Raw genomic sequence first — 20,659 nt, 5'->3', positions numbered from 1 at the left:
CGAATGCACGCCTATCAAGAACTTGGCTAGTTATTGAAAATTAAGGTCTCGCTCCATCGCTTTGAATAAAGCGAGACTAACCATCAATCAGATTATCACTTTTTAATCAGAGCGCTATTTGATTGATTTTATTATGCTGTTTGCATTTTTCGCTGCAGATGATTGCGCTCGAGCTGCAAATAAATCAGCAGATACTTTACCACCATTGGATTTGGCTGTAGATGATTGAATTCGTGCCGCAGCTTCGGCTGTCATAAGATTTTTTGACATATTGATTTCCTTAGATAATGGTTTAAATTTATAGGTATGCCTTGCAAGACAATGTCATTATGACTAATTCAAAATTAGAAATCTGCACCAAAATTGGCGAATTATTTTTGAGAATTCCGTCTTAGAGATTTGATAGCATGGAATAGAAGGTAAATAATTTTGGATGAGATATGAAATTATTAATTTTTTATGAAAGTTTACTAGCTGGTTTTTAAATTTTTTCTTGATTTAACAGTAAGCACCCGACCATACCCTTACGGATAATCTAAGCGATAGTGAAATGGTGAAATATGCTTATACAGTAAGGGATAAGCTTAGTGAGAGTACCATGGTTATGCAAAAAATCGCCAATAATAGCCGCGAGCAAGCCATATTAGGGGATTCCCCACAGGCTTTGGATGGATTCTATACTAGATAGTAACCAAGCTCACCAAAAGTAAATTATGCAGTTGTTGGCAAACCCGAGCAATTTGCGGAAGTGATTTATGAAATGTTAAAGGCAAAATAACGAAAAAGAGATTTGAATTATGATTTTACAAGATTTTGATGATTTGTACTCACGATACCATGAACTGTACTGGGATTGTCGGAGACAGATTATCTTGAGTCAGGCAGCATAACTACAGAAGTTGCCAAAAGAGATGAAATGCATAAGTTTAAAGTCATACCAAAGCAATGGGTTGTAGAACGTTCGTTTGCTTGGCTTGAGAAAAATAGACGGTTATGGGAAAACTGTGAGCGTCATTTAAATTCGAGCCTTCAATTTACTAATCTCGCTTTCATCGCTTTGTTATTGAAAAGATTGTAAACAGGTTCTAAGCAAATCCGTGTTGATAACGGCAGTGAGTTTAGCTCAAATATCTTCACTAATTGGGCAGCCGCTCACAATGTCTTAGTGTCCGTACCAGAATGCGTACATTGAACGGTTTAATCGTAGCTATCGAAATGAGGTGTTAGATTGTTATCTGTTCAATAATTCAAATGAATTCAGACAATTAACCAATGAATGGATGGAAGTTTATAACTATGAATGACCCTATGCTTCACTGAATGATATGACACCTGCTGAGTATAAGCAGCTGGCTTAATGTTTCTACTTTGATGTTGTTTTAAGTTTGGGGTATTTACAGTTACTAGTTTACCAAATATTTTTCTCCGTTTTTTTCAGCATACATCACCGTTTCCCAGTAAGATATTAACCAATAGTCGTCTAGCTAACTGCTTTATATTGGCAAGTCCATCTTGGCTATATCGATAAAGAATTTTCGCGATTTGCTGGAAGTTACCACCATCATATTTATCGTGGGTATATTTACCAAGAATTTGAGCAAAATCTTCACTATACATATCGTTTTAGTTGACTGTCAGCTTCTTATACCAAACCCATAAAATATAGTATTATAGCTATATGAAAGAATCAAACCCAAAATACCGCCTAGATGATTATGACTTTGGCGAACTGGCCAAGACTGAAAGTAACGCCAGAGCCAGAACACGCCTTTACATCCTCCACCAATATCGCATTGGCAAACACAGCTTTGAGATTGCAGAAAACCTAAGCATCAACATTGAGACTGTACGACGTACTCGTAGACGCTACCAAGCATCAGGGCTTGATAGCCTCTATGACAAACCAAGAAGCGGCAGAAACAGCAAATTGGCTGCCAAGCACATTGAAAGCTTTAAACAACTGATTATTGACAGCCAAGCAAAACGGGGTGGCGGCAGACTGACAGGACAAGACATCCAAAAGCTTGCTTACGAGCATTTCCAAGCAAGCTATAGCGTCAATGGCATCTACGAACTACTGGCTCGAATTGGTATGAGTTGGATAAGTGCCAGAAGCCAGCATCCGCAGGCTGACATTAACACCCAAGAAGCCTTTAAAAAAACTTCATAGAACAGGTAACTGCCATACTGCCCGAAGATACTAAGCTAAGCGATGTTGACATCTGGTTTCAAGATGAAACCCGCATTGGCCAGCAAGGTTCAATCACCCGAATATGGCATTACCGTGGTAAAAGACCCAGAGTAGTCCGTCAACAGCAGTTTATCTCGACTTACCTTTATGGGGCAGTATGTCCTTCCACAGGTCAAAGTGTGGGACTCATCATGCCTTATGCTAATGGCGAGTGTATGAAGCGGCATTTACAAGCAATCAGCCAAACGATACCCAAAGGTCGCCATGCGGTTGTGGTGATGGATGGGGCGGTATGGCATAAAGAGCGCTATAATTTACCAAACCTGACTATCTTGAAGCTACCGCCTTATTCGCCTGAATTAAATCCGATTGAACAGGTTTGGCAGTATATTAAGCAACACTGGCTATCAAATCGCTGTTTTGATAGTTATGAAGCTATTGTAGATGCCGCTTGTCAGGCTTGGTGTAACTTTGCTAAACAGGTGGCTACAGTTAAGTCGCTCACTGCTCGTCATTGGGCAGTGGTTTAATTATTGGGTTTGGTATTATTCAATAATTTGATAAATTCTTTGTTTTGCCATTTAGCTTATCAGTGGGTAAATTCCTTGAAATGACTAAACGCATACAAAGGTAAATTCACCATCCAATCTTGTTCTCGATAGTCGGACATCGACGTTCTGATGGTTAAATCTGGGCTAAACTGGTCATGGTAGGAGCGTAAACTTTTGGCTTTAAGATTTTCTTCTGCTTTGACTTCAATCGGCACAATATGGTTCGCAAGCTGAACAATAAAATCAACTTCAGCAGTTGAACGTTCATTCGCCCAATAAAATACAGGGTTACTTTGCATGGCCAAAAGTTGTTGCAGGACATATTGCTCAGTTAACGCCCCTTTAAACTCAGTAAATAACCGATTCCCTTCAAGCAACGCACTGACATCTAGTCCTGATTTGGCAGCGAGCAACCCCACATCCAAAAAATACAGTTTAAACACATTATCTTGATAACTAACCAAAGGCAGGTTCGGCTTAGTCACTCTAAAAATTTGTTGCACTAATTCACTAGCGACTAACCAACCAATCGCTGACTCAAAATCCTTGAGCCTTGCCCCTGATTGGGCTTGATTGGCAACAAACTTCTTGTTTTCTTTAGCCAATTGTTCTGGCAGGCTTTGCCAAACGGCTCTGACTTTAGGGATTATTTTGCCATCATGAATATGTTTAGAAAAATCATATTCATACGCCATCAATAAGTTATTTTGTACTTGCCGAACTTGTGCAAAATTTTGGGTTTTGACAAAGGTATCAACCGCTTCAGGCATACCACCGACAAAATAATATTGACGCAGGCGTTCGATAAATTTGCTTTTTAAGGTGGTGATTAATTCCCAATCTTGGCTTCGAAGCAAATCAACCAAACGGCTCTCACCACAAGCCCACAAGAACTCAATAAAATCCATCGGATACATGGCGAGAAAATCTACTTTGCCAACAGGAAATGACAATCCTTGATGAACAGAAATGCCTAATAGCGAACCTGCGGTAATAATGCTATATTCAGGTGCATTTTCATAAAAGTATTTTAGAGCTGACAAGGCTTTTGGCGCTTCTTGAATTTCATCGAAAATTAATAAGGTATCATCAGGTTTAATATCCACACCTGACTCAATTTGCAACCCTAACAGTAGACGCTGAATATCAAAATCGCCATCAAATAAAGCTTTCATTGGCTGGTTATTATCAAAATTGATATAAGCTATCTTTTTAAAATGCTGTTCACCAAAATGCCTTATCACCCATGTCTTACCTACTTGGCGTGCCCCTTGAATAACCAAGGGTTTACGGATTGGACTTTGATACCAGTTTTGGAGTTTGGATAGGATATGACGTTGCATTGATAATGCCTTAAAATTTCTAACTTTTTTCATGATAATAATGTTATGTATTATACATTTTTCCTATGAAAAAAGTTTAAATTTTAATTCTTTACATATAAATAAATCCAAAAGATTTTAGTGCAAATCTCCCCTAAAATAGACCATCTTATTGTTCATATTTAAGAAATAGTTGCTTTAAATACGAGATAGTTATATTGTTTATCGATAGTCCAGTTTTAACACCAATCCAAAGGGTCTAGAAATCTGATTAATGGTATTCACGCTATAGTGATCTGAACCCCGAAAGTTGGACTAACTTTTTTAGCGATTTTTGCATAAAAATGATTTTGAAAAATAGAAATAATTACAGTTAAAGCTTAAGCTTTAGAAAGGTCGATGGTAAGTAATACGTTTATCTTCAACCAACAAATCTATCAAATGCTGATGTAAAAACAGTTTTTTTCGCCCTGCTTTAATCTCTTGTAGGACACCCAACTCTACCAGTTTGGCAAGATAATTACTTGCGGTCTGGCGTTTAGCGATTTGCTTATTGACTACCGTTCCAATACGGATATATGGCTGTTCAAATATCGCATCTATCAGTTCTCGAGAATACACGGTGGGTGCTGTTACTTTCACATAGTCGCTGGTATCTTGGTGCAGGGTACGAATCGCTTCTATTTTGTGAATCGTCCATTCACAAGTCTGAATAATGCCTGTAAGAATGTACATAATCCAACTTATCTAGTCTTGGTGTTTAGTGATGCCAAGTAATAGGCGATAGTAGTCTTCTTTGGTTTTGATAATATAACGGCTGAGGTATAAAATCGGCAAATTTAATAGCTTCTAGTGCATTAGATATAGCATATTGAGAATTCGCCCAGTACGTCCATTGCCATCGGCAAATGGATGAATCGCTTCAAATTGGTAATGGGCAATTGCCATTTTAATGAGGGGGTCAAGCTCATCATGATAATGTAAAAATTGCTCCCAATTGGCAAGTTTCTCACGAATCACCGCTTCGCCGAAAGGAGGTGTATAGATGATTTCACCTGTCACACTATTGCTTAAGGCTGTATCTGTGACTGAGCGGATGCCTAGATTAACACCTTTGATGGTTTGGCAGACTTCGATAGCGGTTTAGGTGCTAAAAGGTCGCTCTTTAATTGAAGTAATTCCTTGATATAAGGCAGTACGATAGCGGAGGGCTTCTTTAGTAGCATGATTGGCATTTTCGGATTGTTCGGCATAGCGGAATAATTCGTCTGTGGTCGTGACAATATTCTCAATTTCGCTACTATCTTTGGCTTCGAGTAAAGGGATGAGATTGATTAGGATGCTGTCATTGGGAATGAGCATACTAGCTTGTTTGAGCTCGGCTAGTTTGGCACGAGCCTCGATGCATTGTTTTAGGACAGCTTTGGTTTCGACATCAATACTAGGAGGTAAACTTGCCAGTTCGTTGTATGGTTGCTCTGCTTGCCAATCTGAGTTGGTCTTTAAGTTATCTTTTGATTGAGTAGAAACCATGTCGATTTTTCGCCTAAATTTGTACATATCATGAGAGTATGTCGATAGTATAAACATGTTCTCATGGATATGTCGATTTTCGATTTATTTTTCGACATATCTAAACAGCCCACAACATGGTCATACAAGGAAAGGTTTAGCATACGGACTTTCATGACCAATCATCTTCCAACAGACCCTGCCAAGGGTTATCAATCAGACTTTGAATATCGTCACTAAACCCTTTATCTTCATTTAAAATTGCCACGCTCGTGGTAATGTTCAAAAAACTGTGTCAGTTGAATTAAAGATTAATAACATCATCTAATCAACCAGGGAAATGGATAGATAACTGCATCATCGTTTGACCTCAATTATGGATGGGCATTGTCCATTTCTCTGACGCATTTAACATACCAACATACAGCAACTTAAGCAAGCTAGTTTCAATTTGGAACGCCCCTTTAGTCTTGGTAAGGTTGCAAAATTGGCGATGCACTGTTAGGGCGGCATTGGTCGTGTAAATCGGCTTTCTGACTGTCTCGGGCTACTTAAAATAAGCAGACAGCAAATGCCACTTATCTCGCTATGAGGCAATCGCCGCAGGGTATTTACTGCCCCACAGCCTATCGAGTTCGTCAAGGGCTAACTCAGCCGATTCTTTATTGACCGCCTTATACACAGGCTTTAAATCCCGCGTAAAGGCTTTTTGATCTTTGCTTGCCACATAACGAATGCTATTGGAATTTGGTGAATCACACACAGTTGCACCTCAGTATTGGGAAAGATAGCCTGTATGGCTTTAGGGAAGCCTTTAAGCCCATCAACACAGGCAATCAGAATATCTTGTACACCACGATTGTGTGAATCAGTGAGCATAGATAACCAGTGGTTTACTCCTGAGCAATGAAATTCCCCTTTGCGGTCACGAGGTGTTTCTAGCTCAAAGCTACCGACCGCTGATTTGATGGTCTTTTTGCTGTAACCGTTGCGACCGGTACTACTTGGATGTAGTTCAAGGTAGCTGTCTATTTCAGCCGATAAGGCAGCTTAGGTGAGTTGTTTGATGAGTGGGGCTAGTACCCCATCACTGCCTGTGATGGGTTTGCCTGATTGAATCGCTTTTAGGTCTTCATCAAAACCAAATGATTGCATGGTGTCATTTCTGTTTTATTTAACAGTTTAGTGAAATGACACTGTTTTTTGAACACTACCTAATGTTATTTTAGTTCTAAATAAGAATCTATATAGTTCTAATTTAGTTATCTTTTAATGCCAACTGCTTTAACGCATAGCGTATGATACCACTGTGCGTCTGCCCATATTTATCTGCCAACTCAACCAACAAATTATACTCATACTCATTTAAAGGCAAGGTATGTGACTTAAATTTTCGGGGCGCTTTGGGATCTGGTTTTGTTGTTTCATTTGATTGATCAGTAGTTACGCCATTGACAAAATCATCTTCCGTCAAAGTGGGTGCTTGGGTACGACGTTTAATCATAATGCCAACTCCTTCATCAATTCACTAAACTCAGTAATGGCTTTCGCGTTATTTGCCTCTATCACGCCTTTACCCTCGGCGAGTACATCGCGGTAAATTTTACGTTCATGGATAATGGTCGTTAGTGGGTTTAACAGCGGAAAATCACTCAAGTATTCTTTGGCTTGAACGACTTCTTTGTTGGCCCGGTTAGTCGGTGCTAAGGTCAATAGCCCAAAACATTGCAATTGCTCGTTAAAGCTAAGTGCCTGATCAATCACTTCGGTTAAATGGGGTAGGGTGTCTAAATCCAGCTGCGATGGTTTAAAAGGCACGATGAGTTTATCAGCCACTAACATAGCGGTGCGTAGCTCTTTACTATCATGTCCTGCCACATCGACCACGATATACGCATAGCGCTGATTTAGATCTTTAAGGGTACTTTTGATATCACCATATCGCTGGACACAGTGTACCTTCGCTAAATTGGTTTCATCCCGATCTCTCACCCAATTTGCGGAGCTTTGCTGGGGATCGGCATCTACTAAGACCACATCTTTACCAAGGTTTGCTAAGCTACAAGCAATGTTGATGGCGATTGTAGACTTACCACAGCCACCTTTTTGACTACCTAACAAAATAATCATAATGACCCTAATTTAATATCAATTTAGAACTAAATGATAACTTATTCGATGGTTAACTAGTTTTTTATTAGTATTGATTATATTGTATTCAGAATTGAAGTCAACCGAACGTATTTGACAGCTTTATTCATGTGATAGAAATTAAATAAGAAAGGCGCAGATAAGTTTTTTTATATATTTTGTTGATTATAAAATGTATCAAAATACAGACTATATCGAATAAAGAAACCTATAATATATTTTTCCAACTTTACGGTTATAATCAGATTAACCTTTTTATACGACTCGTGATATGACCAGACTCTCCACTACGATTTGTGCGATGACCTTTCAAGGCAATGCCAGCAACGGCTTGCAGCAAGATGCATTTTTCTTTGTTGATGATTATTACCAAGAAGCGCTAGGTATAACACCTATTCGCCATTGTGATGGTGCCTTTTGTGTTGCGGTATCAGATGGTGTCTCACAGTCCGATTTTTCGCAAGTTGCTAGCCTTAAAGCGATGAAGACGGTCAAACAATTGTGGCAAACTTACCTAGATAATCCTAATCAATCGGCTGTCATGGATATCTCAAAGATTTATGAAAAAGTCGCAACCCTACCAAAACGCTTTTATGGCGCATCCGCGACGCTTGCTTTGGTCTATCGAGCGTTTGCAAAGAACAACCACACCCATTCATCTGTGGTTATCAAACATATTGGTGATAGTCGTGTCTATCATTTTTCAGCTATAACAAAAACATGGCGATGTATCACCCGTGATCATAATTTGCTGAATCAACTGGTAGATGAGCAAGCCGCAGCAGAAAATCGCCAAGCCAACTTTAGCGAATACAACCAAACTGGTATGGCAAGCCCAATGTATGCGTTGACCGACTGTTTAACGGTGGATAGTGATTTGAACTGTAATCCGATGCCGCATTATGACAGCCAGCTTTTGGAGATAAAACATAATGATTGTCTCGTGGTATGTACCGACGGCGTGCATGATTTGGTACTTTGCGATGAGTGGCAAGGGATTGATAAACATACTGACTTGCAAGCATGGCTTAAACAGTTACGTAAGCAGATTTATGCCTCTAAAGGTCGTGCGTATGATAATGCAACAGCAATTTTAGTAAGGTTTGAGTCGCAATAACGCAAAAAGGATTAAGGAACATGGAAAATAATTCGCCAGTAGTTGATAGTGACACTGTAAAAGTCGATAAATATGAACCACATAAAATTGCCAATGGCAAAAATGAAGTCACTTTTTTTTGTGGCAAGTGATGATATTGATATGGCAGATTTGCAACGCTATCGGCAGGAAACAAAAACTGAATGCTTGATTGCGATGAATACAACGAATAAAAATTATGACTGCCTAGAACTTGCGGATAACGTCATCTCATGTTCACCAGATGAAGTGCAATTGGTTATTCAAGCATTTCAACGACTACATAGCGGTAGTGGCATCATTGGTATGAGTTGGGACGAAGTAAAATGGGCAATTTCTGGTAACAAAAATATTGAATTTTTACATGGTGTAGCAGGTGGTGAAAATTGTGTGGCTTTAGGATGTGAACAGTTTATCTCAAAACTACAGAGACTATCATCCAACTATCCGATTAAAAACGTGATGATTAATATGTTTGCGGATATTAGTTTTGGTTGTGAGCAGCAAGATTTTATTATCCAACAAATAGATAAAAATTTAGTGCTTAATGATGCAACTACATTTTACCAATTAAGTTTTTTTGATGAGTTTGCCGATTGGAAATCAGGTGAGAGAGGTTGTTGTGTTTGTATGTTCTTGATTTATGCTGATAAATCTAATGATAGTCTAATCAAGCATATTTGAAGTGCTAAAACATAAAGAATTTTAAGGAAAGTTAACTCACTAAACCATTTAAAAAAACGGGAATTTATTATGCTTGAATATTTAGATTTTGCTGCGTTTACTGAAAGAGACAATGGCAAGAAATGGGAACACAAATTATATGAGCCTAACAAATTAGCGGATAGTTTCAATCTCATCACCTATTTCATCGCCAGTGATGAGGTTAATATCGAAGAACTGCAAAATTATCGAGAAACTACAGAAACCGAAGTTCTTATTGCTCTAAATACCACTGGTAAGCGTTACGACTGCTTAAAAATTGCAGACAACATTATTTATTGTGGCTCAGATGAAATAGAGTTGGCAATTTATGGCCTATCTTTTATGAATGCATATGGTAATTTTATCGGTATAGACTGGTATGACGTGAAAACGGCACTTTCATATGGAACAAGTATTCAATTTCTACATAGTTCTGCAACTGGTGATGATTATATAGCGGTTGCTTGCGAGCAACTGATAAAAAAAATTAAGGCTCACACTTCTAACTATACGTTAAAAGCTGTATTGGTTAACACTTTTACAGATAGTGGTTTCAATTTTGACCAACAAGAATTTATTAATAATCAAGTGCAAGAAAATATTGATGTCGATGAGGTTGGTATTTTTTATCAAGTTAATTTTTTTGAGGAATTTGATTCTTGGAAAGAGGGTGAGCAGGGTTGTTGTATTTGTATGTTCCTAGTTTATTCGGATGAAGAAAATGATATTGAATCAGTCACTAGAGAACAAAATATGCCAAAGCAATCAACTAAGCCAATTCAAGGAACCGGTAATTCAATTAAAGAATATCTCAGACGACAATGGCAAAGGAATAAAAATGGATAATAAAAGCAAATTAATTGATTTTGCCGAACACCTTAAACTAGCTGATGGCTTACTCATCACCGCAGGCGCAGGGATGGGCGTGGATTCAGGTTTACCTGACTTTCGGGGCGATCAAGGCTTTTGGAAAGCCTATCCACCGCTTAAGCATCTGGGCAAAAGCTTTATCGATATGGCGACGCCAGAACTGTTCCACACCAATCCAAAATTGGCATGGGGGTTTTATGGACTACGCCTTAATGCTTACCGAGCAGTAGAACCACACCAAGGCTTTCATCTACTCAAACAATGGTCAGATACATTACCCAATCTTAAAAACGATGCCTTTGTGTTTACCAGTAATGTCGATGGTGAGTTCCAAAAGGTCGGATTTGAGAATGACCAAGTATTTGAATGTCATGGTTCGATTCATTGGTTGCAGTGTTTGGATAATTGCATGCAAGCTATTTGGTCAGCGGACGATTTCAAGCCCGTAGTCGATGAAGAATATTGCCAGCTAATCAATGAATTTCCAACCTGTCCACACTGTGGTGGTATGGCGCGCCCCAACATCTTGATGTTTAGCGATTGGCATTGGCAATCGCAAATGCAAGACGAAAAAGAGCAGAAGTTAATGGCTTGGCTGAAGCAAGTTAACAATCTAGCTATTATTGAGTTAGGGGCGGGGACGGCTGTACCAAGTGTGCGTAATTTTGGTGAGCGATTAATTAATCACCCAGTCAACGAATCAGTAAGCTTACTGCGTGTTAATCTGCGAGAACCGCAAGTGCCTAGTAAAAAAAATTGCCTTGGGGTGGATATGGGGGCATTAGATAGTTTAATGTTACTAAATGAAGTAATAGAATCAAGCTAGAACTTTGTTTAAAACTGAAATTTTTTTAAGTTTCAATATTATTTAACTTAGGAGTATGTAATGGATAAAAATTGGCTTTTAGATTTTTCCGGCTGTGATGGTGGTACGATTGGTTCACCTAACAATCAATCAATTTGGATTTGTGGTATTGAATGGGGTGGCGGTCAAACAGCCGAAGAGTTAAAAAACTATATCAATCAGACGTGGGATGGCTCACCAAATTTTGGTTATAGTGCAGAGGGCGTTTTAGATTTTTATCGATATAATATGGTTGTTTATAAATTGCTTGCAGTAATGCGGAATTACAATATTGCTAACTATAAAAAATTTGTAGAAATAGAAATGCCGTTTTTGGAAAATGGACATTCTTCCTATTTTAAAATGAATCTTTATCCAATAGCTCTCAAAAAGACAAATGCCAATCTTTGGACGAATGAAATTGCAGAAGTCAGCGGCTTTAAAACTAAAAAAGATTATTTGCAATGGTGTAAAGAAAATCGTTTTCCAGTCATACAATGGTGGGTTCAAAAATATGCTCCCAAACTTATTATTTGTTTTGGTAAAACCTACGCTCATGAATTTAATCTAGCTTTTGCTGATAATGAAGATGAATTTAATATTGAAGAAGTTGGTAACTTAACACTGCAATGGAAAAAAAATAATAACGGAACAATCATTGCTGTTTTACCATTTCCAAATGCACCAAATAAGGGTCTAAAAAGTCATTCTGATATTGAGGCAATGGGAAAAAAACTAAAACAGTTTGTCTAATCTAATAACTGCCTGAAAATTTTATTCTACAAATGCCTAAAACTTACGCCATTGGCGACATACACGGCTTTAACGAGCAACTTAACATCTTGCTATCCGCCCTAGATATCCAATCTGATGACATCCTTATCTTCTTAGGCGATGTCATCGATAGGGGAGCAGATAGTAAAGGCGTGCTTGATACTATCATGCAATATCAGATGCTTTGTCATGTTATTTTGATAAAGGGCAACCACGAAGAAATGATGCTAGGTGCAGTATACGAACGAGAATATCTCAAATACTGGCTAAAATTTGGCGGTATCGAAACCCTACAATCTTTTGGCGTAACCATTGATTTGCAAGGGCTACTGCAAATTCCTTATGTTTACTACAAACTGTTAAAAACGAGTCTGCCTTATTTCCAAACAGATGATTTTATCTTTACCCATGCCACACCCTTGCCACACCTACCAATGGATAAACAAACCGGTGACAGTTTACGCTGGCGATTTATTCCGCTCGATGGACAAGAAGATCACATCTCAGGCAAAACCATCATTTGCGGACATTCGGCACAAAAAAACGGTAAAGTTTACCATCAAAATGGCTTAATTTGTGTCGATACCTTTGCACATGGCGGTGGTTATCTGACAGCGATTGAAGTTAGTCAAATGAGGATTTATCAAGTCGATTTAAATGGCAATGTGCAACATTTTGATTTAGCCAAACTTTAGCATTTTAGGAAAAATAATGCCTAGTATCATGGAAAAAAACCGTGGCGAACGCTTGATTTTACTGTATCAACATTTACCCAAAGGCGAAAAAAATGCCAAAACCCTAAGCGAGCTATTAACCAGTTTTAACCCCACAGGCGAAAAAACACAGAGCCGAGCCAAACTCCTAGAGCAAGACTTGCTTTCATTGTATTCACTGTTTGGCGATAACTCAATTTGTCGTATGCCAGCATGGGAAGAAGGTTCAATCGCAGGTAAAACCCCAAAATACTACCTTCACCCCAACTTTACCTTAGACAGCTTTGACAACGAAAACCTATTCTTTTGGGAAATGCTCGATAAATTTACTGCCAACTATTTACCGAAAGATATTCACAACACCCTAACTGCCAAAATCGCCAACGTCAAAAATCATCAAAATCTGCAATATCAAATTAGTCAGCTTGGGCAATGGAAAAACCACCTATTTACGATACCAAGTTTATTGCAAGCGCCTAAATACGATGAGCATATTCTAAAAACTATTCATCAAGCGATCATCGATGGCAAAAGGTTAGAAATAAGTTATCTAGCAAAATGGGCAAATGAGCCTGTTACGCGGTGGGTTTATCCAAGAGGATTGATATTTATCGATAATATGATTTACCTAACTGCTTTTTACAAAGTGGAGGAGAGTATATCAACGCCTGAAAAAGTCTATTTAGATGCTAACCGTAATTACGCTATCATACGCATCCAATCAGTACAGATTTTAGAAGAGCCAATACCCAATTGGGTGAATGATTTAAGTTTGGAAGAATTAAGTCGAAAGGGCATGCTTGAAACCCATTTAACGCAGCGAGGAAAGCCAATTATATTAAGGCTTAAAATTAATCATATTGCTGCCCAACATCTGACCGAGCGACCACTGTCAAACGATCAGACGTTAGAAAAGCTAGATGAAAAAAACTTGTTACTTACAGCGACCGTGATGAATACCGTAAGGCTTGAAGATTGGCTAATCAGTATGTCGCATATGTCAGAAGTGCTTGAGCCTGTTAAGCTTAGAGAAATGATTATTGATAGATTAACGCATGGACTGAATCAATACACCAAATAAAATTATCAACTAGTAGTTTTAGATTAAAATTAAAACAATGTCAAATTAGTGATAATTAAAAACCAAAATAGAACTAATTTTACATTAATGATTTAAGATTAATATGCTTTTTTATGTCATTTATAAGTATTATCCATAACTACTCAATTTAATCGTAAAGCCAACAAAACCTTGGCGAAAAAGCGGCGATTCCTAAAGCCATCTACGTGATCGATGCATTACCCTTAACCGCCGTGGGTAAAGTATTTAAACCTGCACTAAAACGTCAAGTGAGTGTGATGGCTGTCAATAAGTTATTGCAACAACATCATATCGACGCTACCGTCAGCAGCAAAGACGATTCTACTTATGGGTTTATTGTGCTAGTCAACCTAGATGGCGATGCGTCACATCAACCACAAGTCAAAACAGTGCTGGAGCAATTGGCGATTCATTGGCAGTGGGATGAATAAGTTTTTAAATAATAAAAGCAACCACCTGATTAAGCGATAGCACAAGACGCATTAACCCTTACAGCGCTTTTCGAAAATCACTGGCTGACATATGAAACTGCTGTTGAAAGGCTCTGGAAAAAGATGCCAGATTAAAAAAGCCAGTCGCCATTGAAATGGTGGTCACTGGCATGGTGGTATGTTTGAGTAGGTTTTTAGCATGCTCTAATCGTAAATTCAGATAATACTGTTGGGGTGAGACCCCTAGCTGTTTGGCAAATTGCCGCTGTAGTTGTCTTTCAGAGATGCCGACGTATTTAGCAATGTCCGCTAGCGTGAGCGGTTCTTCGATATTGGTTTTCATTAACGTGATAGCATCGATGACATGAGCGTAGCTATGACTGAGGGTTTTTGGTTTGGGTAAATGCTGGATGCTCGCTGGCTCTCGGATAGCGGTGATGACAAACATGTCTTGAATTTTTTCAACGATTTCTCGCCCGAAGTGCTGCTTGATGATGTGCAGGGTCATATCAAGCGCACATACTCCGCCAGAGCAGGTATAGAGCCGATCACCAATGGTAAAAATATGGTTTAAGAATTTTACATTGCCAAATTGTTCCTGAGCCAGTGTAACATTTTCCCAATGCAGCGAGGCCGATTGATTGGCTAACAACCCTGCATTCGCAAGCGCTATTGCCCCCGTACAAAGCCCACCTAACGCAATATCCCGAACGGCTAAACGCTCCACAATCCCCTTTAGTGCGTCTGTCATTAAATTTTCGGCTTCATAGCCGCCGCAGATAAACACGAGTTCACAATCAAATAGATGTTTGATTTCAGCGGTATGAGTGACTTGTACCCCATTACTGGCACTGGTCTGATGACCTGCAAAACCACTAATAATCCAGCTATATACGGGCTGACTACTGATATAGTTTGCCATTCGTAACGGCTCGATGACATTGCTAAAAGCCATCATGGTAAAGCCATCAATCAATAAAAAACCAATTTTTTTAATATTCGCTGTCATAAGTGAAGTATAAATGGACAAGCCGTGTTGTCGTAATTAGTCAAAAAAATGTCGCCTTATGAAAAACTGATTTTTTAAATTTGCGTATGATGAGGATGTGGAGAGCGAAGAATTTCTTAACATCAACCTAAACCTCGTGAGGCGCAAACAATGAATCAGTCAGTTGAACATATGATAAATAAAGCGGCTAGCCTAGATACTGCACTTAGCATGCCAAGCTTAATCCAAATCAAAAATGGCGAGAAGGTCAAGCCGACTTTTAGCGCCCAAGAATACCAAAACCGCCAACAAAAGCTTAAAGCCTATATGGCAAAAAGCGACATTGATAGCGTGTTATTCACCTCCTATCACAATATCAACTACTACGCAGACTTCTTATATTGCTCATTTGGACGCTTCTATGGTCTGGTCATCGACCAAGACAAAGTAGTGACTATTTCCGCCAATATCGACGGTGGACAGCCTTGGCGACGTACCATGGGCGATGACAATATCGTTTATACCGACTGGCAACGCGATAACTACTTTAAAGCCGTGGCAAGTCAAATCAACAACAAAGGCAGAGTGGGGATTGAATACGATCACTTACCCGTCGAACGTTTGAAAAAACTACAAGACGCCTTGCCCAATGTCGAATTTGTCGATATTAGTCAAGCTTGCATGAAAATGCGAATGGTGAAATCAGCCGAGGAAATCGCCCTTATCAAGCAAGGTGCACAGGTTTGTGACATTGGTGGGGCAGCGCTCGTCAACGCCGTGCATGAAGGGGTTCCTGAGTATGAGGTAGCGTTAGCCTCTACGCAAGCGATGGTACGAGAAATCGGGCAACGCTTTGAGCATGTCGAGCTCATGGATACTTGGACGTGGTTTCAATCAGGTATCAACACCGATGGCGCGCACAATCCTGTGACCAATCGCAAAGTACAGCGCAATGATATTTTAAGCTTAAACTGCTTTTCGATGATTGCAGGCTACTATGTGGCGCTAGAGCGTACGCTGTATTTTGGTGAACCTGATGCAGCCACGCTCAAATATTGGGAAATTAACTGCAAAGTGCATGAAGAAGGCATAAAACTCATCAAACCTGGCGTTCGTTGCTGTGATATCGCCTTAGAGCTCAACAAAATCTATGCCGAATATGGCATTTTAGACCGCCGCACCTTTGGGTATGGGCACTCATTTGGCGTGTTGTCACACTACTATGGCCGTGAAGCAGGTTTAGAGCTGCGTGAAGACATTGATACGGTACTTGAGCCAAATATGGTCATCTCAATGGAACCGATGATTATGATTCCAGAAGGTATGGCAGGGGCAGGCGGTTATCGTGAACATGATATTTTGGTTTTAACTGAAACAGGCGCTGACAATATCACAGGCTTCGCCTATGGTCCTGCGCATAACATTATCAGTTAGCTTACTTTAGCATGACTTACTACCAACCAAGGGGAAACTAAATGACAACTTTTGCACTTTCACCCACTGCCGTAGCAATGCAACAACCAGCTGCCGAGCCGTATGTTAAAGATCCTGTGTTACTCAAAAAAGCCGCCAAAGCCAGTTTTATTGGTAACTTTGTCGAGTGGTTTGATTACGCATCGTATGGCTATTTTGCCACTGTCATCGCTAGCGTATTTTTTGCTAAAACCGATGCAACCGTCGCATTGATGTCAACTTATGCAATTTTTGCGCTATCCTTTATTGTCCGTCCGTTTGGGGGTATTTTTTGGGGACATATTGGCGATAAATACGGTCGAAAAGCGGCTTTATCTTGGTCGATTTTGATTATGTCGGGTGCTACTTTCTTAATCGGATTGTTGCCAAGTTATGCCACCGTGGGTATCTTAGCGCCTGTGTTGTTGTTATTGCTGCGTATGATTCAAGGTTTTTCAGCCTCGGGAGAGTATGCAGGGGCATCAGCATTTATGGCAGAGTATGCGCCGCCCGACAAAAAAGGGTTTTATACCAGTATCGTACCTGCCAGTACATCCGCGGGTCTATTACTGGGCTCACTGATTGCGGCAGCTATGACCGCCTTTATGGATGCTGACTTTGTACAAACTTGGGGATGGCGTATTCCGTTTTTATTGGCTGCACCGCTGGGTCTAGTGGGTCGATATATGCGGTTGAATCTTGAAAAAACCCCGGCTTTTAAGGCGTTTGAAGAAAGCACCATTGAAAAACCGGTGCCAATCAAAAATTTGTTTGCCAACCATAAAAAAACCTTGTGTATTGCCTTTATGTTATGTAGTTTGAATGCGGTAGCTTTTTACTTAATCCTAAGCTATATGCCGACTTATTTATCGACCCAAATGCACATCAATGAAACGCAGTCGCTGCTAGCTGCCTCCATTTCATTAGTCGCTTATATCGGTATGATTTTCACCATGGGTAAACTGTCAGACAAATACGGTCGCAAAACCATGCTGATCATCGCATCTGTATTGTTTATCGCGTTGACCGTGCCTTTGTTTCATATGCTAAGCATGGGTGGGTTTTTAACCATTGTGTTGATTCAACTGGTGTTCTCGCTGTTATTATCCGTCAATGACGGCACACTCCCGGCATTTTTAAGTGAGATTTTCCCAGTCGAGGTACGTTATTCAGGTTTTGCTTTCACCTTTAACTCAGCCAATGCGCTACTTGGTGGCACAACCCCCTTGATGGCAACTTGGTTAATGAGTAAAACAGGCAGTCAAATCGCGCCAGCTTGGTTATTGGTGATAGCAAGCGTAATTGCACTGGTAGCAACGGTGATGTATAAAAAATCCGATAGTGTGTCTATATTAGAAAAAGGTTAGAAAAAGGTTAGAAAAACGTTAAAAAGACGTTAGAAAAATAATTGATTAACCACAGTTATCAATAACCCCATGAAGTTAATTTAAGTTTTTTCCCAAAGTGGTTTTAGCCAACCTTGTTTGCTAGAATCACTTTTTTTATCCCCCATTTTTTAGGAATTGCCAGTGACTCGTAAACCCGCTTTCGCTACCAACCAATCCCGTAACACGCTCAATCATGCGACGATGGGTGGCTTGCAAGTCATTGTGGCGGCTATCTGTTGGGGCACGCTGGGTATCTTTACCACCTATCTACATCAACTGGGTTTTGATAGTGTGCAAATTGCCATTTTAAGAGTGGTGACCGCTGCTATGATGCTACTGATGTTATTGCCATCGTTGTGGACGTCTATTAGGCAGTTATCAGTCGGCGAGATATTACAGTTGAGCCTGCAATCGTTGATTGGTGTGCTAGGCATGACGGTTTGCTATTTTATCGCGGTCAATTTTGTGGGCGCGGGCATTGCGGTATCGCTGCTATATACGGCGCCGATTTTTAGTCTGGTACTGGCATTTTTTTTATTAAAAGAGCCGATAACAAAAAAATCATTTACCTTAGCTTGCATCGCGGTATTGGGCGTGGCACTGACAACGCTGAGTGAAAATTTTACATTGAGTTGGGGGATTGTGTTTGGTTTATTGTCTGGGGTGTGCTATTCACTGTATGGCATTTTAGGAAAAAAAGCCTTACACAAACACTATCCACCGACCTTGGTGTTCTTTAGCTCAGTGGTGATTAGTGCGATAGCTTTATTATTGCTACCGATGACCTATCAAACCTATGCCAAAGCCTTCACCATGCCTGCCATCACTTGGTTGTGGGTGATGGGGCTAAGCCTAGTGGGTACCGTGATTCCGTTTTTCTTGTATATGTCAGCCTTGCACAAACTCCCTGCAACCAAAGCCTCGGTATTCACTGTGTTTGAGCCGTTTACCGCGATTGTATTGTCGATCGTATTACTGCACCAATCGCTCAATGGCATGCAGTACTCAGGGATGATATTAATCCTTTTAGCCACCCTCCTAAACTCTATCAAATTGCCCATGCAGCGGCATCGGCAATTGACAGAAGTCGATACTCAAGTCTAATAACAGCCCAAACCGTGTAAACATCCCTGATTTGGGCTTCACCATATTGGTATCAATGCTCACTGCCCCAATGTGGCACAGCCCTTGCATTCTATCTAACTATATATTTTTCATATAGTTAGATAGATATGGCTTGGCACTCAGTCCTTACCTTAGCTTTTGACACCCAACATGCGGGTGAGCATGCTCGCACCAATTTGGTACAACGCCACCACCAAGGCGCCTTGCGGGTACAAAAAGCCTTGTATCCTGAAAGCGGTGAACAGCAAGGTATTTGTCATGTCATCATGCTGTATCCACCCGCAGGCATCGCCTTAGGCGATAAACTCGATATTGACATTGGCGTAAAACATCACGCCCACGCCGTGATTACCACGCCAGGGGCAAATAAATGGTACGGTAATTTACCGAGTTACACCGCTAACAAGCAAACCGATGACAGTCCGCCAACCAAAAAACTCGAAAAATCTCAAACAACCCAAGAAGATTTAAATAGTTATGCCGCGCAAAATTTCACGGTTTATCTGCAAGACGACAGCCGTTTTGAATGGCTACCGCAAGAAAACTGTTTTTATAACGCAAGTTTTGCCCATGCCACCAATCAGTTTTTTATCAGCCCAGCTGCCAGTGTTATCGCTTGGGAAATTAACCTGTTAGGGCGAGAGCATCATGGCGAGCGCTACAGTACAGGCGAGATGCGGTTATCAAACCTATTTTGGCGCGTGGATGAGCAGCCCAAATTGCTGCTTGCTGATACCTTACATCACTGTGCCGAACACGATTGGTTTGGCTCACCCGTGGGTCTAAATAACCATACCGTCTTTGCCAGCTTATGGGTTGTGCCAAGTGTTGATGCGCAAAAACAGCTGATTGAATGGGTCAAGCAATTACGATTATTTATCGACCACCATAGCTTGCCTGTCTCTTGCACCCAAACAGGGGAGGTGATGATTATTCGCTATTTGGGGGATGATGTCCGCCAATGTTTTGACAGTTTTGGTGCAGTTCGTGGTGAAATTCGCACTTTAATGTGGCAACAAGCCAGTCATTTGCCCCGAATTTGGGCGACGTAGTGGCAGTGACGGTCTAATTTTTAACACTGAAAAAATAATTGGAGTAACCCATGCATTTAACCCCCGCCGAAAAAGATAAATTACTCATTTTTACCGCAGGATTGGTTGCCGAACGCCGCAAACAACGTGGCTTAAAACTTAACTATCCAGAAGCAATAGCCTATATCAGTATGTTGGTACTCGAAGGGGCAAGAGAGGGCAAAACAGTGGCACAGTTGATGGGCGAAGGCACCACGTGGCTTAGGGTTGAGGATGTGATGGATGGCATCGCTGAGATGATTGACGATGTGCAAGTGGAAGCAACCTTTCCCGATGGTACCAAACTGGTGACCATTCACCAACCGATTGTGTAA

21 protein-coding genes and 5 pseudogenes are annotated in these 20,659 nt (G+C 40.3%); 18 read left to right on the top strand and 8 right to left on the bottom strand.

Going from position 1 to position 20,659, the window contains the following annotated elements; genetic code table 11:
• Nucleotides 1–114: 114 nt before the first annotated feature.
• A complete protein-coding gene (locus tag H9W84_RS10755; protein ID WP_239743556.1) occupies nucleotides 115–270 on the bottom strand; it encodes a hypothetical protein in 156 nt (51 codons plus the stop codon).
• 244 nt (nucleotides 271–514) lie between these two features.
• On the opposite strand from H9W84_RS10755, the pseudogene H9W84_RS12205 reads away from it, so the two are divergent.
• The 3 pseudogenes from H9W84_RS12205 to H9W84_RS10745 form a co-directional block, all read left to right on the top strand.
• A pseudogene (locus H9W84_RS12205) lies at nucleotides 515–778 on the top strand (hypothetical protein); the annotation flags it as partial.
• Nucleotides 779–895: 117 nt separating this feature from the next.
• A pseudogene (locus H9W84_RS10750) lies at nucleotides 896–1,078 on the top strand (IS5/IS1182 family transposase); the annotation flags it as partial.
• A gap of 103 nt (nucleotides 1,079–1,181) precedes the next feature.
• Nucleotides 1,182–1,304: pseudogene (locus H9W84_RS10745) on the top strand (integrase core domain-containing protein); the annotation flags it as partial.
• Between the two features lie 130 nt (nucleotides 1,305–1,434).
• Here the strand turns inward: H9W84_RS10745 and H9W84_RS12200 are convergent.
• Nucleotides 1,435–1,617, bottom strand: a complete 183-nt coding sequence (locus tag H9W84_RS12200; RefSeq protein ID WP_100274272.1) for a HipA domain-containing protein — start codon at nucleotides 1,615–1,617, stop codon at nucleotides 1,435–1,437.
• A gap of 61 nt (nucleotides 1,618–1,678) precedes the next feature.
• Here H9W84_RS12200 and H9W84_RS10740 point away from each other — a divergent pair, with 61 nt between their 5' ends.
• Together H9W84_RS10740 and H9W84_RS10735 are read left to right on the top strand one after the other, a co-directional pair.
• Nucleotides 1,679–2,170: a winged helix-turn-helix domain-containing protein gene (locus tag H9W84_RS10740; RefSeq protein ID WP_100274271.1), complete on the top strand. Its 492-nt coding sequence runs from the start codon at nucleotides 1,679–1,681 to the stop codon at nucleotides 2,168–2,170.
• Entirely contained in the window at nucleotides 2,167–2,721 is a 555-nt protein-coding gene (locus H9W84_RS10735; RefSeq protein WP_100274270.1) for an IS630 family transposase, read from the top strand. The genes H9W84_RS10740 and H9W84_RS10735 overlap by 4 nt, the downstream gene beginning before the upstream one ends.
• A gap of 59 nt (nucleotides 2,722–2,780) precedes the next feature.
• On the opposite strand, the gene H9W84_RS10730 is transcribed toward H9W84_RS10735, so the two are convergent.
• From H9W84_RS10730 to H9W84_RS10710, 5 genes and pseudogenes are all read right to left on the bottom strand, one after another.
• Complete coding sequence (locus tag H9W84_RS10730; RefSeq protein ID WP_100274269.1) at nucleotides 2,781–4,085, bottom strand: ATP-binding protein; 1,305 nt, start codon at nucleotides 4,083–4,085, stop codon at nucleotides 2,781–2,783.
• A 366-nt stretch (nucleotides 4,086–4,451) separates the two neighbouring features.
• A pseudogene (fic, locus tag H9W84_RS12175) lies at nucleotides 4,452–5,597 on the bottom strand (protein adenylyltransferase Fic).
• A gap of 307 nt (nucleotides 5,598–5,904) precedes the next feature.
• A pseudogene (locus H9W84_RS10720) lies at nucleotides 5,905–6,731 on the bottom strand (IS256 family transposase).
• 103 nt (nucleotides 6,732–6,834) lie between these two features.
• Nucleotides 6,835–7,080: a ribbon-helix-helix domain-containing protein gene (locus H9W84_RS10715; RefSeq protein ID WP_100274268.1), complete on the bottom strand. Its 246-nt coding sequence runs from the start codon at nucleotides 7,078–7,080 to the stop codon at nucleotides 6,835–6,837.
• Complete coding sequence (locus H9W84_RS10710) at nucleotides 7,077–7,706, bottom strand: AAA family ATPase (RefSeq protein ID WP_239743554.1); 630 nt, start codon at nucleotides 7,704–7,706, stop codon at nucleotides 7,077–7,079. The genes H9W84_RS10715 and H9W84_RS10710 overlap by 4 nt, the downstream gene beginning before the upstream one ends.
• A gap of 292 nt (nucleotides 7,707–7,998) precedes the next feature.
• On the opposite strand from H9W84_RS10710, the gene H9W84_RS10705 reads away from it, so the two are divergent.
• The 8 genes from H9W84_RS10705 (at nucleotide 7,999) to H9W84_RS10670 (ending at nucleotide 14,301) form a co-directional block, all read left to right on the top strand.
• On the top strand, nucleotides 7,999–8,844 hold the full coding sequence (locus H9W84_RS10705; RefSeq protein WP_157797042.1) for a PP2C family protein-serine/threonine phosphatase: 846 nt from the start codon (nucleotides 7,999–8,001) through the stop codon (nucleotides 8,842–8,844).
• Nucleotides 8,845–8,916: 72 nt separating this feature from the next.
• Nucleotides 8,917–9,546, top strand: a complete 630-nt coding sequence (locus tag H9W84_RS10700; RefSeq protein ID WP_157797668.1) for a hypothetical protein — start codon at nucleotides 8,917–8,919, stop codon at nucleotides 9,544–9,546.
• Nucleotides 9,547–9,615: 69 nt separating this feature from the next.
• A complete protein-coding gene (locus tag H9W84_RS10695; protein ID WP_239743553.1) occupies nucleotides 9,616–10,413 on the top strand; it encodes a hypothetical protein in 798 nt (265 codons plus the stop codon).
• Nucleotides 10,406–11,263, top strand: coding sequence for an SIR2 family NAD-dependent protein deacylase (locus tag H9W84_RS10690; RefSeq protein ID WP_239743550.1), 858 nt, complete (start codon nucleotides 10,406–10,408; stop codon nucleotides 11,261–11,263). Before H9W84_RS10695 ends, H9W84_RS10690 begins: the two co-directional genes overlap by 8 nt.
• Before the next feature lie 60 nt (nucleotides 11,264–11,323).
• Complete coding sequence (locus H9W84_RS10685) at nucleotides 11,324–12,034, top strand: hypothetical protein (RefSeq protein ID WP_239743548.1); 711 nt, start codon at nucleotides 11,324–11,326, stop codon at nucleotides 12,032–12,034.
• A gap of 32 nt (nucleotides 12,035–12,066) precedes the next feature.
• Nucleotides 12,067–12,750, top strand: coding sequence for a metallophosphoesterase family protein (locus H9W84_RS10680; protein ID WP_060995972.1), 684 nt, complete (start codon nucleotides 12,067–12,069; stop codon nucleotides 12,748–12,750).
• 16 nt (nucleotides 12,751–12,766) lie between these two features.
• Nucleotides 12,767–13,849 carry a helix-turn-helix transcriptional regulator gene (locus H9W84_RS10675; protein ID WP_239743545.1) on the top strand — a complete coding sequence of 361 codons (1,083 nt, stop codon included), beginning with the start codon at nucleotides 12,767–12,769 and terminating at the stop codon, nucleotides 13,847–13,849.
• A gap of 206 nt (nucleotides 13,850–14,055) precedes the next feature.
• A complete protein-coding gene (locus H9W84_RS10670) occupies nucleotides 14,056–14,301 on the top strand; it encodes a hypothetical protein (protein ID WP_239743543.1) in 246 nt (81 codons plus the stop codon).
• A 58-nt stretch (nucleotides 14,302–14,359) separates the two neighbouring features.
• On the opposite strand, the gene H9W84_RS10665 is transcribed toward H9W84_RS10670, so the two are convergent.
• Complete coding sequence (locus tag H9W84_RS10665) at nucleotides 14,360–15,310, bottom strand: GlxA family transcriptional regulator (RefSeq protein WP_239743541.1); 951 nt, start codon at nucleotides 15,308–15,310, stop codon at nucleotides 14,360–14,362.
• 171 nt (nucleotides 15,311–15,481) lie between these two features.
• On the opposite strand from H9W84_RS10665, the gene H9W84_RS10660 reads away from it, so the two are divergent.
• The 5 genes from H9W84_RS10660 (at nucleotide 15,482) to ureA (ending at nucleotide 20,659) form a co-directional block, all read left to right on the top strand.
• Entirely contained in the window at nucleotides 15,482–16,723 is a 1,242-nt protein-coding gene (locus H9W84_RS10660; protein WP_420846674.1) for an aminopeptidase P family protein, read from the top strand.
• A 77-nt stretch (nucleotides 16,724–16,800) separates the two neighbouring features.
• A complete protein-coding gene (locus H9W84_RS10655; RefSeq protein ID WP_050325664.1) occupies nucleotides 16,801–18,108 on the top strand; it encodes an MFS transporter in 1,308 nt (435 codons plus the stop codon).
• A gap of 162 nt (nucleotides 18,109–18,270) precedes the next feature.
• Nucleotides 18,271–19,233, top strand: a complete 963-nt coding sequence (locus tag H9W84_RS10650) for a DMT family transporter (RefSeq protein ID WP_239743538.1) — start codon at nucleotides 18,271–18,273, stop codon at nucleotides 19,231–19,233.
• Between the two features lie 128 nt (nucleotides 19,234–19,361).
• Nucleotides 19,362–20,306 carry an urease accessory protein UreD gene (locus H9W84_RS10645; RefSeq protein ID WP_239743535.1) on the top strand — a complete coding sequence of 315 codons (945 nt, stop codon included), beginning with the start codon at nucleotides 19,362–19,364 and terminating at the stop codon, nucleotides 20,304–20,306.
• Between the two features lie 50 nt (nucleotides 20,307–20,356).
• A complete protein-coding gene (gene ureA, locus H9W84_RS10640; RefSeq protein ID WP_060995978.1) occupies nucleotides 20,357–20,659 on the top strand; it encodes an urease subunit gamma in 303 nt (100 codons plus the stop codon).

The organism is Moraxella tetraodonis (assembly GCF_022359095.1).
In the GTDB taxonomy this organism is placed as follows: Bacteria; Pseudomonadota; Gammaproteobacteria; order Pseudomonadales; family Moraxellaceae; genus Faucicola; species Faucicola tetraodonis.
This window is presented reverse-complemented; position numbering and strand designations above follow the sequence as displayed.